The following is a 14,367-nucleotide window of genomic DNA, read 5'->3' as shown; positions in this document are numbered from 1 at the left end:
CGAGCGGCGCATTTTTGTCGTATCGCATGCGTATTACCTGTACCTACCTTCCGTATCAACTGCGTTTCCGCTTCGAGGCGGGCACTTCGCGGGGAGTTCTCACCGAGAAGAAAACGTGGTTGATCCGCCTTACGGTCGAGGCGTTTCCCGGCCGCGAAGGCTGGGGCGAATGCGGTCCCCTGCGCGGGTTAAGCCCTGACGACCGTCCCGATTTCGAAGCGCGGTTGCATGAGATCTGCCAGAACCTCAGCGCGGTGACGTACGATCCGAACAACGAGGCCGCCCTGTTGGATGCCCTGGTACCGTCCGAATTTCCATCGATTCGCTTTGGTCTGGAGTCGGCGCTGGCCGATTGGCGGAACGGAGGAGTACGCCGGATCTTCGACAATGCCTTCAGCCGGGGTGACGCGGGGCTGCCCATCAACGGGTTGATCTGGATGGGGAGTGCGGCGTTTATGCGGGAACAAATGGAACAGAAGCTGGCGTCGGGGTACAACTGCCTGAAAATGAAAATCGGTGCGATCGATTTCGAGGCGGAATGTGCGTTGCTGGAAGAAATCCGGAAAAACTATTCGCCCGATCAGATTACCCTGCGCGTAGATGCCAACGGGGCCTTTGCACCCGACCAGGCACTGGCGCGACTGCAACGGTTGGCACAGTATGAGCTGCACTCGATCGAACAGCCCATCCGCGCCGGCCAAGTAGCTGAAATGGCGAAGCTCTGCGCCGAAACGCCGCTGCCCATCGCGCTTGATGAAGAACTGATCGGCGTTTACGGTCGTGAGGCAAAAGCGCGGCTGCTGGACCAGGTTCGCCCGCAATACGTCATCCTGAAACCTACTTTGGTGGGGGGCTTCCGGGCCTGCCGGGAGTGGATCGAACTGGCCGAAGCACGACAAATCGGCTGGTGGATTACGTCGGCGCTGGAATCGAACATCGGTCTGAACGCCATTGCCCAGTTTACGGACGAATACGACATTCATCTGCCCCAGGGTCTGGGTACCGGGCAACTCTACCACAACAACGTGCAAGCCCCGCTGACCATCCTCCAGGGATTTTTGCATTATGATCCGCAGGGTACGTGGCAGTTCCCCACGGCCGGGCCCATGCCTCCTGCCTGATCGGCACGCCATTCCATTGACGGTCCCCCGGATTTTCAGTAGATTGCTTCGATCATCCTACTTTTAAACACAGATTATTTTGGAAAGACGAGAAGCCCTGCGCCGGGTGACTTACCTGATGGGAGGCACCCTTTCCGCTCCGGCCCTGACGTATCTGCTGAGCGGGTGCGATCCCAAAAAGAGCACGGAGACCGCGGAACAAGCTGAAGAAGGTTTTCTGAACGACCAACAGCAGGCCATTGTGGCCGAAACCGCCGAACTGATTATCCCCACCACCAGCACGCCCGGTGCCAAAGCCGCAGGCGTTCCGGCGTTTATCGTCATGATGCTGGAAGAGTGCTATCCACAGGCGGACCGCGATAGCTTCAAAGCTGGCCTGAAAGACATGGAAAAGCGCAGCAAGGACAAATTCGACAAAGAGTTTATGGAGGCGACTCCTGAACAACAAGCCGAAGTGCTGAAAGAAATGGCGGCTGCGTCAGTACAGGAAGCCACGCCCGGGGCAGCAGAAGGAACCGAAGACCAGGGGCGTCCTTTCTTCCGCCTGATGAAAGAACTAACGTTGCTGGGATATTTTACCTCCGAAATCGGGGCGACGCAGGCGTTGGCCTACGTGCCGGTGCCGGGGCGCTTCGACGGCTGCATGCCGATGGAAGAAGGTCAGAAAACCTGGGCACTGTAACTTACTTACGCTTCGCTGAGCCTCCGAAAGAGGCGATTGCTTCCGCCGCTCAGCGGGTATGCACTTATTTTTTCGAACAACCTCATGCAAGTAAACGGAAAAGCCAAAGAACAAAATACGTACGACGCCATCGTGATTGGCTCAGGCATCAGTGGCGGTTGGGCCGCTAAAGAACTCACCGAAAAAGGCCTCAAGGTACTGATGCTGGAACGTGGCCACCAGCTCGAACACGTCAAAGATTACGTCACCGCTACCAAAGCCCCGTGGGAGTTCAAACACCGGGGGCGCATCACCAACGAACAGCGCGAGTCGCACGAGTTCCTGTCGCGCGACTACCCTTACAGCGAGCACAACGAAAGCTATTGGTTTAAGGATGCCGATGCGCCGTATGCCGAAAAAAGCCGCTTCGACTGGTTCCGTCCCGACATCGTCGGCGGAAAATCCATCATGTGGGGGCGGCAATCCTACCGCCTGAGCGAAATGGATTTCGAGGCCAATGCCAAAGAAGGCGTCGCCATCGACTGGCCGGTTCGTTACAAAGACATGGCCCCCTGGTACGATTACGTAGAAAAATTTATCGGCGTCAGCGGGCAGAAAGAAGGCCTGCCGCAGTTGCCCGACGGGCAATTTATGCCACCGATGGAGATGTACTGCGTCGAGAAAGAGGTGAAGAAGGGCATCGAGTCGAATTTTAAAAATCGGAAGATGACCATCGGGCGGGTGGCGAATATCACCCAGTCGCTGCCGGGCCGTACCAGCTGTCAGTACCGCAACCTGTGCAGCCGGGGCTGTCCGTACGGAGCGTACTTCAGTACCCAATCGTCTACGCTGCCGGCCGCGCTGGCCACCGGCAACCTGACGCTGCGACCCAACTCCATCGTGAACGCCATCATGTACGACAACGACAAGGGCAAAGCCTCGGGCGTGCGCGTGATCGACTCGCAGAGCAACGAGACGATGGAGTTTTACGCCAAAATCATCTTTTTAAATGCGTCGGCAATCGGCTCGGCCTTTGTGCTGCTCAATTCTACCTCGGACCGCTTCCCCGAGGGACTGGGCAACGACAGCGGGCAGGTAGGGCGCAATGTGATCGACCACCACTTCCGCACCGGTGCGGCAGGTGAGTGGATGGGCTTTGAGGACCAATACTATTACGGCCGCCGTGCCAACGGCATTTATGTGCCGCGGTACCGCAACGTGGGAGGCGACAAGCGCGACTACCTGCGGGGGTTCGGCTACCAGGGAGGAGCCAGCCGCCAGGGATGGCAGCGGGGCGTGGCCGAAATGGCCTTCGGCGCAGATTTCAAGGAAGAACTGACCCAACCCGGCACGTGGCAAATGGGACTCGGTGGCTTCGGGGAGACCTTGCCGTACGAAGACAACCGCGTGTACCTGGACAAAACCAAAACGGATAAATGGGGGCAGCCCACGGTGGTGTTCGACGTCACGTTCCGCGAAAACGAAGAAAAAATGCGCAAGGACATGATGAACGATGCCGCCGAAATGCTGGAGGCCGCCGGGGTGAAGAACGTGCGTACCTACGACCGGGGTTCTTATCCCGGCATGGCCATCCACGAGATGGGCACGGCCCGCATGGGGAACGATCCTAAAACGTCGGTGCTGAACAAATGGGCACAGATGCACGCCGTACCGAACGTATTCGTGACCGATGGCTCGTTCATGACGTCGGCCGGGTGTCAGAATCCGTCGCTGACTTACATGGCGATGACGGCCCGCGCTGCCGACTACGCCGTAAAGGAACTGAAGCGTATGAATCTTTAACCTATTCCGAAACCGATTTCTTGAAAGCCTCGACTCTGCATAGGGTCGAGGCTTTTTGCTGAAGGGGCTTGCCCTCGGCTAACGGGCGGGGGCGGTTCGCTAGCGGATAATTCTAATACTTTTTAGAGGCACGCTCACGGGTATGCACGGACGAAGGGATGATTTGTGTGACATTTTGAGGAAAGGAAGCACCGTCGGGTGCGTGATGGCTACCTTCAAAAGAGGTGTTTTGGGCTAGGTTAATTAGTTCGGTTCACAGCTAGGGAAAGGTAGTTGCAACGTCTAGTAGTGGGTGTAGTGCACTGGCGTGCTGGTATTGGTTGTTACAGAATCTCCTCCTGATGTTTATTGCTCCTGTAAGAAACCCGGCCGGATCAGCGGGGTGCGAATTTGGACTCTCTCTAGCTTTGAGCATTGCCTGACGAGCGAGATAGAACCGTACCGCATCAAGCCTTTATCGGTGCTCTGGTGCCACCTTTACTCACGTATCACGCAGAAAAATAGCATTTACGTGGCCTCGGTCGAACAGGCCATCAACCATTACACCATTACCTCAATGTTATGTCGGCCAGATTGCTGGAAACATGCGCCGACGAACGTCCCTTTATTCATCATCTATCTCAAAAGCCGTGGTGTTCGCATCACGGCTTTTCTTTTTACAGACGAATCATTTTTTTACCATGGAAAAAAAGTTGCGGGGCGGTTGTGATATTCCGGAGGTACCTGCGAATCATAGGACAAATCAAAAATCGCAACGTGTTTATTTCCTTCCATCATGGTGTTGTGCTTGCCTCCTGGCTTTGGTTACCCGATCCGCTGCGCACGGCGATCTACCGCCTGCAGGCGTCGCTCCGAAGCGATGGCCCGAACGAGGGGGCCGCGGTGGCACACGACGCAGTAGCCTCGGACCAGCCCGCGAGCGAGGACGCTTTTCTTGAACTCCTCAACGCCCACAAAGGCATCGTCTATAAAGTAGCGAACGCTTACTGTACCCACGAAGAGGACCGGAAAGACCTGACCCAGGAAATCATACTGCAGGTCTGGAAAGCGTTTCCCCGGTTCGACCACCGCCACAAATTCTCGACCTGGATGTACCGGATCGCGCTGAACGTGGCGATCTCGGCCTACCGAAAGGCCCGGCGGACTGCCGCTACCACACGCCCGTTGCCCGACGGCGATCTGTTGCTGTTTACCGAAACGAACTCGGTCGAGCTGGACGAAAAGCTGCACTACCTACAGCGCTTTATTGCGGAGTTGAAGGAGCTGGACCGCGCCCTGATGCTGCTCTACCTGGAAGGCAACGACCAGAAGGAAATCGGCGAGGTGCTGGGCCTGAGCGCCACGAACGTTTCGACCAAAGTGGCCCGCATCAAACTGAAACTGAAACAAAAATTTGACACCCTATCCTTTTCCTAACGAACATGAACGATCTTGAACTGAAATCCCTTTGGGCCGCGTACGACCAAAAACTGGAGCAATCATTGGCCCTGAACCGGGCGCTGCTCTCGGATGTAAAAAAGATGAAGGCGGCCTCGGTCGTGGCCTCGCTCAAACCATTGAAACACTTTGCCATCCTGGTCGGCATTCCGTGGGTTCTATTCCTGAATGTCCTCCTGGTTACGTTTTTCTCGGTCGGGAGTCCGATGTTCCTGATCTCCGTCGGCCTAGTGTCCCTCCTGACCACGCTGGCCATCGGCTTTTACATCTACGACCTGGTGCTGATCTACCAGATCGACACCAGCGAATCTGTGCTGGACGTACAGGAAAAGCTGGCCAAACTGCAAACGGCTACGCTCTGGTCGGGCCGCCTGATGTGGGTGCAGATGCCGCTGTATTCGACGTTTTACCTGACGCAGGGCATGGTGGCCCACGCCGGTACGTGGTTCTGGGTCGTGCAACTCGGCATCACCTCGTTGCTGGCCGTGGTGGGTCTCTGGCTGTTCTTCAACCTGAAACCGGAAAACCAGTCGAAGCGCTGGTTCCGTCTGCTGATGCAGGGGCGGGAGTGGGACGCCGTACGGCAGGCGCAAGACCTCCTGAAACAGGTGCAGGCATACAAAGCGTCCGAAACAACGGTCGCGTAAGGGGCCGGTCCGCGTCAGAAGCACCCGATTCCCCGCAACCCGATAACTTCGTGGCAAATCTCGTTCCTGTTGCCCATGCGGTTGCTTCTGGTGTTTCTGGCGCTGGCCTTGTTGGTTCTGATTCCGTTCTTCTTCTGGGGCGACGCCCTCGAATCGTTCTTTACCTTCTCCGGCTCGGTCGATTGGCTCGAAGGCTACGGCGCGTGGGCCTGGGCCATGGCCATTGTACTCCTGATCGGTGATCTGTTTCTGCCGCTACCGGCCACGGTCATTATGGCCGCACTCGGATTGCTCTACGGGCCTTGGTGGGGAGGGGCACTGGCCGCCACAGGGTCTTTTCTCTCCGGGGCGCTGGCCTATGAACTCTGCCAGCGGATTGGCCCCAACGCGGCCCGCCGTATCCTGAGCGAGGGCGATCTGGACCGGGGCCAGCGGCTGTTTTCCAGGGCCGGAGGGTGGATCGTTGCCTTCTCGCGCTGGATTCCCGTCCTGCCCGAAGTAGTAGCCTGCATGGCGGGACTCACCTGCATGCCTGCCCCGCTGTTTTACGGCGCCCTGGCCTGTGGCTCCCTGCCCTTGGGCTTTACCTTCGCGGCGGTGGGCCACTTCGGTCTCGAACGTCCGGTGCTCACGCTGGTGCTCAGCGCGCTCGTCCCCATGCTGCTCTGGCTGGCCGTGCGACCGCTCTTGAAGTGGGAGCAGAGGTAGACGACCACGCGTATTCCGGTCGCCCGACGGTCCGTGCTCCGGGTTAGTAGCGCCAGCTTTTCAGGTCGGCGCCTTCTGGGGCGGAGGCATTGATACGTTGCATAATCTGGGGGAGGTACATCGTGTTGTAGCGCAGCCGCGAAATGTGGTTGGGATGAACGTGGTCGCCGTTCCAGCAGTGTTCTGCCCGGTCGCCGTAGTCCACCTCTCCCTGGTAGGCAGGCGCGGTAGTCGCCTCCAGAAAATTTTCCGTGAGGTAGACGGCGTTGTTCAGGTAGTAGTTGTCCATGTCGCCGCAGTAGATGTGGAGCTTCCCCTGCAACTTGGGGCCGAGCGTCGCCCAGTCGCGTTCCATGATGTAGCGCAGGTCGTAATTCTCGCGCCAGAACTGCGCCACTTCCCGGTCGATGGTACCGGTTTTTTTGTCCCAGATTGGTTTCGGATATCCGTTTTCGCCCATGGGCGAGTAAACCGCCTGCCAGATGTCGAACTGATCGCCGGAACGACTGTTCGTGCCGAGCACCAGTTCCAGGTGGTTGTAATCTTTCAGCGTCACGTTGACCTGGCCGAGGGAATTGCGGTGGCCTGGGCGTTCTACTTCATGGAACGGCCCGCTCAGGTAATAAGCGTTGGTGTCTTCGTAAAGGTTGACGAGCGTGTAGGCCCGGAAATCGATTGGATCAGGACAGGCCGCAAAACATCCGTTGTATTCGTCCGGATAAAAGACCTGCGCCGCCAGCGCTTCCCAGCCCCCGGTAGAGCCGCCGTACAGAAAACGCGACCATCCTTCGCCAATACCGCGGAATTGCTTTTCCAGGTACGGAATCAGCTCGTAGGTAATCGCATCGCCGTACGGCCCCAGGTTCTCGGAATTGACGGCGTACGAGTCGTCGTAGTACGGATTGGCGTGCTGAATTTCCACAATCAGAAAACGCGGCAGCGTATCGCTCGTCCAGGTTTTGTAGAAATTGTAAGCTTCTTCCTGCTGGATGCGGTTGTACCCGGAAATGCCGAAGCGTTCGCTGTAGTCGGGTTCCAGCGTGGTGTCGGGCGGTTCGGTCCGAAAACCGGAGAAGTCGCTCGGGAAGTGCCCGTGAAAAATCATGAGTGGGTAATGTGCTTCCGGGTGCTCGTCAAACCCCTCCGGCAGCAGCACGTGCGCCCCCAGGTACATGGGCCGCCCCCAGAACTCCGTGAGGCGCTGGCTCTGGATCTTCACGTGTTTGATGTATTTCGAATCCTGCGGCTCCACAAGCGGCGGAATTTCCTGGTCGAGCACCAGTTCGACCGTGCCGCCGGCGGTCGGGTCGATGTGCACTTTTTGCGGCGTGCTGTACAGGTTGCCGGGCGCGCGTCGCCATTGCTGCCCCTCGCCCCGGTCCATCGGCAGTTTGACGGTGTGGCCGCTGGCCAACTGAAACGTTTCGTACTTGTGGAGCAGCGCCTGCACCCAGTAATCGCCGGGCGGCAGGTCGTTCAGACGGGCAAAAGGGTAGCCGAATACCTTACCATCAATGACGGCTTTATCGCCTGATTTCCATTCGTTTACGTCGATTCCGAAGATCGGGATGGCCTTCGCCCCGGCCTGTACCTGCAAGCGGGGTTCGGTCTGATCGCTGGTCGTGAGCATGAGCAGCAGACGCCCGTCGAGCGTGTCCTGTTGCGGAAAGGTAACGGAGAAGTGGAAGTCGTCAGAATCGGAAGGGGTACAGGAAAGAAGGGCCAGGAGCGGCAGGAACAGGTACAGAAGTCGCTTCATGGGTAATAGTTTGGGCGAAGATGGGACGCAAACCGGAATAATGCAATGTTTCGGACTTAGGAAGATGGAGCAGAACGGCACTTTCTAGCGGCGCGCGCTGGCGCGGCTTTGGAATAAAAGCATGACCGAACTGCATTTGTTAGGGTTGTGACCCTCAGGCGATAAGAAAGTTCAGCACGGCTACTAAAGGGGCTGCGATTTTCCGCTAACTTTTGCCCGAAACGTGTCTGGCGGCGCGCTGTCCACCCCGGAACGCCGAGAAGCTCCTGTTTTAGATTCCGGTTTTTACCCTACTTTTCTCTATGTTCAGCTTTTCGGAATTCACGCGACCGCTCACCGATCCGGTGATCATCCTTTCGCTTATTGTGGTGGTCATTTTAGTCGCTCCGCTGGTGTTGAGTCGCTTCAAAGTGCCCGGCATTATCGGCCTGATTCTGGCGGGTGCGCTGGTCGGCCCCAAAGGCCTCAACCTGATCCAAGGTACGGACACCACGCTGTTCAGCACGGTCGGCTTGCTTTACCTCATGTTTCTGGCGGGGCTGGAGATCGATCTGATCGACTTTCGGAAAAACCAGCGCAAAAGCATCGTGTTTGGCGCGTTTACCTTTCTGATTCCCCAGACGATCGGCACGCTGGTAGGCTATTACGGACTAGGCTTCAACTGGGCTTCGTCGGTGCTGCTGGCCAGCATGTTCGCCTCGCACACGCTGCTGACCTACCCGATTGTGAGCCGTTTCGGCATCGCCCGTCACGAGGTGGTGACCATTACGGTGGGCGGCACGATCATCACCGATACGCTGGCGCTGCTGGTGCTGGCCGTCATTGCCGGGGCCGCCGAGGGCGAACTGAACATGCTCTTCTGGGTGAAGCTGATCGTGTCGCTGGGCATCTTTATGGGGTTGGTGCTGGTCGTTATTCCCTGGATTGCCCGCTGGTTTTTCCGCAACTTGGCGAGCGAAAGCATCTCGCAGTACCTGTTTGTGCTGGCAGTGGTGTTTTTCTCAGCGATGCTGGCACGTCTGGCGGGGGTGGAGCCCATCATCGGGGCGTTTATGGCGGGTCTGGCATTGAATCGCCTCATTCCGCACTCGTCGCCGCTGATGAACCGCCTCGAGTTCATCGGACAGGCCCTTTTTATTCCGTTCTTTCTGATCGGGGTCGGGTTGCTGGTGGACCTGCGGGTGTTTTTTATGGGAAGTCAGGCGTTGATCGTAGCCGGGACGATGACGGTCGTCGCGTTGTTTGGCAAATGGAGTGCAGCCTGGGCCACGCAGCGCATTTTTGGCTATTCGGTGCCGGAGCGCAACATCATTTTCGGGTTGAGTAATTCGCAGGCCGCGGCCACGCTGGCCGCCGTCCTGGTAGGGTATCGGTTGGGACTGCTGAACGAGAGCGTCCTGAACGGGACCATCGTCATGATTCTGATTACCTGCCTGATCAGTTCGTTTGTGACCGAAGCCGCCGCCCGCCGCCTGGCCACCACCGAAGCCGAACGCACGCCCCCCACGCCCGAAAAAAGCGAACGCATTCTGGTGCCCATCGCCAACCCCGAAACGCTCGACCAGTTGGTCGATCTGGCCGTGATGATCAAGCAACCGGCTTCCGCCGAGCCGCTCTACCTGTTGTCGGTAGTGCTCGATAATTCAGAGGCGGCAGAACGGCTGGTCACCGCCCGCAAACTGCTGGAAAAGGGACGCCAGCACGCCGCCGCGACGGAAAACGGGGTGCAGGCACTGCATCGGGTCGATTTTAACGTGGCGAGTGGCATCATCCGTACGGCCAAAGAATTGCTCGTGACGCAGATCGTGATCGGCTGGAACGGGCGGGTGTCGGCCACAGAACGGCTGTTCGGCAGCGTGCTCGACAACGTGGTGCAGAAGACGAGCCAGATGATTCTGGTGACCAAGTTGCTACGCCCGCTCAACACGGTTCGCAAGATGGTCGTCGTTGTCCCGCCCGATGCCGAGTGGGAGCCGGGGTTTGTGGCCTGGGTCGAAACGCTGCGGACCATCTGTCGGCAGACGGTCGGCAAAGTGCACCTGTTCGGCACCGAATCGTCGCTGAAGGTCATCGACAACCGCTTGCGGGAAGAAAAGCCCTCGGTCGATACCGTACTACGCCCCTTCGACGACTGGGAAAATTTCCTGATTCTGGCGCGGGAAGTCGGGGTGGAGGATCTGCTGATTCTTGTCAACGCACGCGCACGTACCCTCTCGTACCACGACTACCTGGACCGGTTGCCACGCCTTCTGTCTCAGTATTTCGAAGAAAACAGTTTCATCATCTTCTATCCGGAACAACAGCGCAACACCGCCGATGAACTGACGGGGTATTAAGAGAAATAGGCCCGTGCGAAGTTGATTCGTAACGAGTTATCCGCGACGGGGACTTCCTGCAGACTACTGGTCTTCGTCCGCAGCGGCCACGGATTTCCGGCCGAAGCCCGGCCCCCACAAGGCACGTCCCGGTTTGGCTCCTGTGTGTTCTCCATGCTGAAGGACCGGCGTGCCGTTCACCAGCACATGGTGCATCCCAACCGCATATTGATGCGGATGGTCGTAGGTGGCGCGGTCTGCAATCGAGTCAGGATCGAACACCACCACGTCGGCGAAGTAGCCGGGTTGTAACGCACCGCGTCGCGTCAGTTTCAGGTTTTGCGCGGGCAGGCTCGTGATGCGCCGAATGGCCTCCTGCAAGGGCAGCACGTTTTCCTCGCGCACGTATTTGCCCAGCAACCGCGCGAAGTTGCCGTACGCCCGTGGGTGGGTGGACGAAAGTAAGAAGACCCCTTCTGTGGCGCGCGAAGTGGCATCGGAGCCCAACGCAACCCACGGTTGGCGAAGCTTGGTTTTGATGTTCTCCTCGCTCATGATGAACGAAACAATCTGCACCGACGACCGGTCTTCCAGCACCAAGTCAAGCATGGTTTCCGCCTGATCCTGACCGCGTTGCTGAGCGACTTCTTCCAGGGTTTGGCCAATGAGCGGTTTGAGCGCCTCCGATTTAAAGCCCACGAGCAGAATGCGGGGGAAGGGTGCTTCCGATCGGATTTCGTGCAAGAGTCGCTGCCGCGTGTCGGGCATTTGCAGGCGATGGTAGAGCGAATCGGGGCCGCCGCTGTGCGCCCAGGACGGAATCCGTGAGTCCAGCCCGTTCGAACTGGCCGTATACACGTATACGTCGGCGGTAATGGGCAGCCCTTCCTGGCGTGCTGCCTCGATGCGGGCGATGGCCGAGTCCAGCTTGGGCCAGTTGCGTTCGCCCGCTGCTTTCAGGTGATAAACTTCGGCGGGAATGCGAGCTTCCCGGCTGATGCGAATCAGCTCGTCGAGCGCCGGCAGCAGCGAATCGCCTTCGTCGCGCAGGTGCGAAATGTACATGCCCCCATACTCTGCCGCCACTTTGCAAAGCTCGATCAGTTCGTCGGTGGACGCGTACGTCGCCGGTGCGTAAATGAGCGATGACCCGATGCCCAGCGCCCCTTCTTCCATTGCTTGCCGGACCAGTTGCCGCATCTGCGCCAGTTGCGCGGGCGTGGGAGCCTTGTCTTCCAACCCAATTACATACTCGCGCACGGTGGTGGCGCCCAGAAACGACGCTACGTTAGGCGAAACGCCCTGGGATTCCAGGTGCTTCAGATACTCGGACAGGGTGGTCCAGGAGACGTCGTACGTCAGGTCGCCCTGTTCGGTTTTCATGCGTTGTTTCATGTCCGCGTTCAGCGGTCCCCACGAGACGCCTTCCCCAAATACTTCGGTCGTTACCCCTTGCCGGATTTCGCCCTGCGAGCGCCCGTCGATCAGGAGCGATTCGACCGACCACGACAAGACGTTGATGAACCCCGGCGCGACCGCCAGTCCTTCTGCGTCGAGCACCGTAGGGGCGTCGGCTTCCGACAAATCGCCCAGGGCAGCAATGGTGTCTCCGGAAATGCCGATGTCGGTCTGTACCGGAGCGGAGCCGGACCCGTCGTAGACCGTGCCGTGACGGATGATGAGGTCGAACGACGTTTGCGTTTGGGGCGAAGCGGGGCGGCAGCTCCAGAGCAGGAGCAGGCAAAACAGCGGGAACAAGCGTGGCATCATGACGCCTAAGCTACAAAACCCGATGGAAAGGCAAGGCAGGAAGGAGTAGATCGCGGAAACCGGGCCGGACGTTACCCGCCGAATTTGCTGAGCACAAAGGCGACCAGGAAGCCCAGCACCGTGATCAGTCCCGCGAAATTATGGGCCACGGCAAAAGCCTCGGGAATCATGGTGTCGACCAGCATGGCGAGGATGGCCCCGGCCGCGACGGCAGTTGTGGCGGCGATGACATCAGGCGAAAAGTCCTGAAAGACCGAATAGCCCAGCAAAGAAGCCGCCCCGGAAATCAAGGCAATGCCGCCCCATACCCCAAAAATATAGCGCGCCGACCGGCCTGCGTTTTTCATACCGGCCGCGCTGGAAAGCCCCTCCGGCACATTCGAGAGAAAGACGGCCACCACCGTCACCAGACTTACGGCACCGCCCTCCAGCAGACTCAGGCCAATCACGATCGATTCCGGAATGCCGTCCAACAGCGCACCGATGGCAATCGCCAGCCCGCTGCCTTCGTCGTCCGACTCGGAGGGTTGTTCGGCACCGGAGCGTTTGCGGTGGCGCGCACCGTAGTAGCTTAGAAGCCAGTTGGCAGCGGTATAGAGGGCCGCTCCGGCTACGAAACCGAGGGCAGTGGCATCGAATCCGCCGCGCTCGAAGGCGTCTTCCATCAGTTCGAACGAGAGGGCTGAGATCAGCACCCCGCTGCCGAACGCCATGATGGCGGCGATCATACGGCGGGGAACGTGGGCAAAATAGCCTGCCAAAGCGCCTCCCAACAGGGCACCTCCGGCCACCAGTCCCCAGACTCCGGCCATTACCCAGGTCGGAACGGCAAGCAAAAAAGGCATGAACTTATCCTAAAAATCGTATGCAAACGGGTGTCGGTGCCCCGGCAATCGTCCCGCGGCTGGCCAGCTGACCCGTGGCACCGTCAATGCCTATGGTAACGATGGAATCCGACGCCTGGTTGGCGGCCAGGAGAAATTTCCCGGACGGATCGACCGCAAAATTGCGGGGCGTTTGGCCTTGGGTCGAGATGTGCTGCCGGTAGTCGAGCTGGCCGGTTTCGCCGTCGATGGCGTAGGCCACAATGCTGTTGTGTCCCCGGTTGGAGCCGTACACAAAGCGGCCGCTAGCGTCGAAATGAATGTCGGCGCAGGAGTTATCCCCGTTAAATGAAGACGGCAGGGTCGGTACGGTTTGCACTGCTTCGAGGGTACCGGCCTGGCGGTTGTAGCGATATGAGGTTAGGGTCGAATTCAGTTCGTTGATGACGCAGGCCAGCCGGCCATTGGGGTGGAAAACCAAGTGCCGTGGGCCTGCGCCGGGTGCGGCCTGCGTTTCGGCGTTCGGACGAAGTTTGCCGGTGGTCGCATCGAGCCGGTAACTGATGATCTTGTCGATGCCCAGGTCCACGGCAAACGCAAACTGGTTGGTCGGGTCCATCAACACGCAATGTGCGTGCGGTGACTGCTGGCGCTGTGGGTTGGGACCACTGCCCGTGTGTTGTACCAGATCGCTCATGGCCCCGAGGCGTCCATCTGCCTGCAGGGGGTAGACCGCCACGTTGCCCGCTACGTAGTTGGCCACCAGCACGTAGCGGTTCTGCTGATCGACCGAGATGTAACAGGGAGCCCCGCCGCGCGTGGGCTGCTGGTTGAGGAGCGTGAGTTGGCCCGTGGCCGGATCGATGGCGTAGGCGCTCACCGCGCCGCCGGGTTTGCCTTCGAACTCTTCGGTCTCGTTTACGGCGTAGAGGTAACGTTGCTGCCCGTCGATGGCCAGGTACGACGGATTCGTCAGGCGTGCGGCCAGTTGCTGGTAGATCAGGCGACCGCTGGTCGGGTCCAGTTCGTAAAGGTAGATGCCTTGACTCTCTTTGGACGTATAGGTACCGACGTAGAAGCGGTAAGGAGCCAACGGGCGGCGGCCGTGGGCCAGTTGAGGCAGCGAGAGGCCTACCGCGCCGAGTACGGATGTTTTCAGGAACTGACGACGTGACGAATGGAGCATGAGAATAGGGTGGATCGGTTGGAAAAACGGCGGAGGTCGGTTGCCTCAGCGGCAGCCAAGTTATCGGATTTTACCTTGAGATGGCGTATTCCGGACACGTAAGCCCGTAAACGCCAGCGTCAAAGTTCAGGCAAGC

At 58.7% G+C, this 14,367-nt stretch carries 11 protein-coding genes; 7 read left to right on the top strand and 4 right to left on the bottom strand.

The features are described from left to right. Positions 1–26: 26 nt before the first annotated feature. From BLR44_RS13040 to BLR44_RS13015, 6 genes are all read left to right on the top strand, one after another. On the top strand, positions 27–1,121 hold the full coding sequence (locus tag BLR44_RS13040) for an o-succinylbenzoate synthase (protein ID WP_089682851.1): 1,095 nt from the start codon (positions 27–29) through the stop codon (positions 1,119–1,121). Positions 1,122–1,200: 79 nt separating this feature from the next. Beyond that, complete coding sequence (locus BLR44_RS13035) at positions 1,201–1,803, top strand: gluconate 2-dehydrogenase subunit 3 family protein (RefSeq protein WP_089682510.1); 603 nt, start codon at positions 1,201–1,203, stop codon at positions 1,801–1,803. An 84-nt stretch (positions 1,804–1,887) separates the two neighbouring features. Then, positions 1,888–3,585, top strand: a complete 1,698-nt coding sequence (locus BLR44_RS13030; protein WP_089682849.1) for a GMC oxidoreductase — start codon at positions 1,888–1,890, stop codon at positions 3,583–3,585. A gap of 783 nt (positions 3,586–4,368) precedes the next feature. Then, a complete protein-coding gene (locus BLR44_RS13025; protein ID WP_245706046.1) occupies positions 4,369–5,001 on the top strand; it encodes an RNA polymerase sigma factor in 633 nt (210 codons plus the stop codon). Between the two features lie 5 nt (positions 5,002–5,006). Beyond that, entirely contained in the window at positions 5,007–5,669 is a 663-nt protein-coding gene (locus BLR44_RS13020) for a hypothetical protein (protein WP_089682505.1), read from the top strand. Between the two features lie 75 nt (positions 5,670–5,744). Next, complete coding sequence (locus BLR44_RS13015) at positions 5,745–6,377, top strand: TVP38/TMEM64 family protein (protein WP_089682503.1); 633 nt, start codon at positions 5,745–5,747, stop codon at positions 6,375–6,377. 43 nt (positions 6,378–6,420) lie between these two features. Here BLR44_RS13015 and BLR44_RS13010 read toward each other — a convergent pair whose 3' ends face one another. Next, positions 6,421–8,136: an alpha/beta hydrolase-fold protein gene (locus BLR44_RS13010; RefSeq protein ID WP_089682501.1), complete on the bottom strand. Its 1,716-nt coding sequence runs from the start codon at positions 8,134–8,136 to the stop codon at positions 6,421–6,423. 302 nt (positions 8,137–8,438) lie between these two features. Here BLR44_RS13010 and BLR44_RS13005 point away from each other — a divergent pair, with 302 nt between their 5' ends. After that, entirely contained in the window at positions 8,439–10,472 is a 2,034-nt protein-coding gene (locus tag BLR44_RS13005; protein WP_089682499.1) for a cation:proton antiporter, read from the top strand. 63 nt (positions 10,473–10,535) lie between these two features. On the opposite strand, the gene BLR44_RS13000 is transcribed toward BLR44_RS13005, so the two are convergent. From BLR44_RS13000 to BLR44_RS12990, 3 genes are all read right to left on the bottom strand, one after another. Further along, positions 10,536–12,221, bottom strand: a complete 1,686-nt coding sequence (locus BLR44_RS13000; protein WP_317042785.1) for an N-acyl-D-amino-acid deacylase family protein — start codon at positions 12,219–12,221, stop codon at positions 10,536–10,538. 71 nt (positions 12,222–12,292) lie between these two features. Continuing rightward, on the bottom strand, positions 12,293–13,066 hold the full coding sequence (locus BLR44_RS12995; protein WP_089682498.1) for a ZIP family metal transporter: 774 nt from the start codon (positions 13,064–13,066) through the stop codon (positions 12,293–12,295). Between the two features lie 4 nt (positions 13,067–13,070). Further along, positions 13,071–14,231, bottom strand: coding sequence for a lactonase family protein (locus tag BLR44_RS12990; protein WP_089682496.1), 1,161 nt, complete (start codon positions 14,229–14,231; stop codon positions 13,071–13,073). Positions 14,232–14,367: the final 136 nt, after the last annotated feature.

Origin of the sequence: Catalinimonas alkaloidigena (assembly GCF_900100765.1) — a bacterium.
Lineage (GTDB): Bacteria > Bacteroidota > Bacteroidia > Cytophagales > Flexibacteraceae > Mooreia > Mooreia alkaloidigena.
This window is presented reverse-complemented; position numbering and strand designations above follow the sequence as displayed.

Coding starts and splice junctions, on each gene's coding strand:
- BLR44_RS13000 (WP_317042785.1), bottom strand. CDS start 12,221: ATGATGCCACGCTTGTTCCCGCTGTTTTGCCTGCTCCTGCTCTGGAGC.
- BLR44_RS13030 (WP_089682849.1), top strand. CDS start 1,888: ATGCAAGTAAACGGAAAAGCCAAAGAACAAAATACGTACGACGCCATC.
- BLR44_RS13005 (WP_089682499.1), top strand. CDS start 8,439: ATGTTCAGCTTTTCGGAATTCACGCGACCGCTCACCGATCCGGTGATC.
- BLR44_RS12990 (WP_089682496.1), bottom strand. CDS start 14,231: ATGCTCCATTCGTCACGTCGTCAGTTCCTGAAAACATCCGTACTCGGC.
- BLR44_RS12995 (WP_089682498.1), bottom strand. CDS start 13,066: ATGCCTTTTTTGCTTGCCGTTCCGACCTGGGTAATGGCCGGAGTCTGG.
- BLR44_RS13010 (WP_089682501.1), bottom strand. CDS start 8,136: ATGAAGCGACTTCTGTACCTGTTCCTGCCGCTCCTGGCCCTTCTTTCC.
- BLR44_RS13015 (WP_089682503.1), top strand. CDS start 5,745: ATGCGGTTGCTTCTGGTGTTTCTGGCGCTGGCCTTGTTGGTTCTGATT.
- BLR44_RS13020 (WP_089682505.1), top strand. CDS start 5,007: ATGAACGATCTTGAACTGAAATCCCTTTGGGCCGCGTACGACCAAAAA.
- BLR44_RS13040 (WP_089682851.1), top strand. CDS start 27: ATGCGTATTACCTGTACCTACCTTCCGTATCAACTGCGTTTCCGCTTC.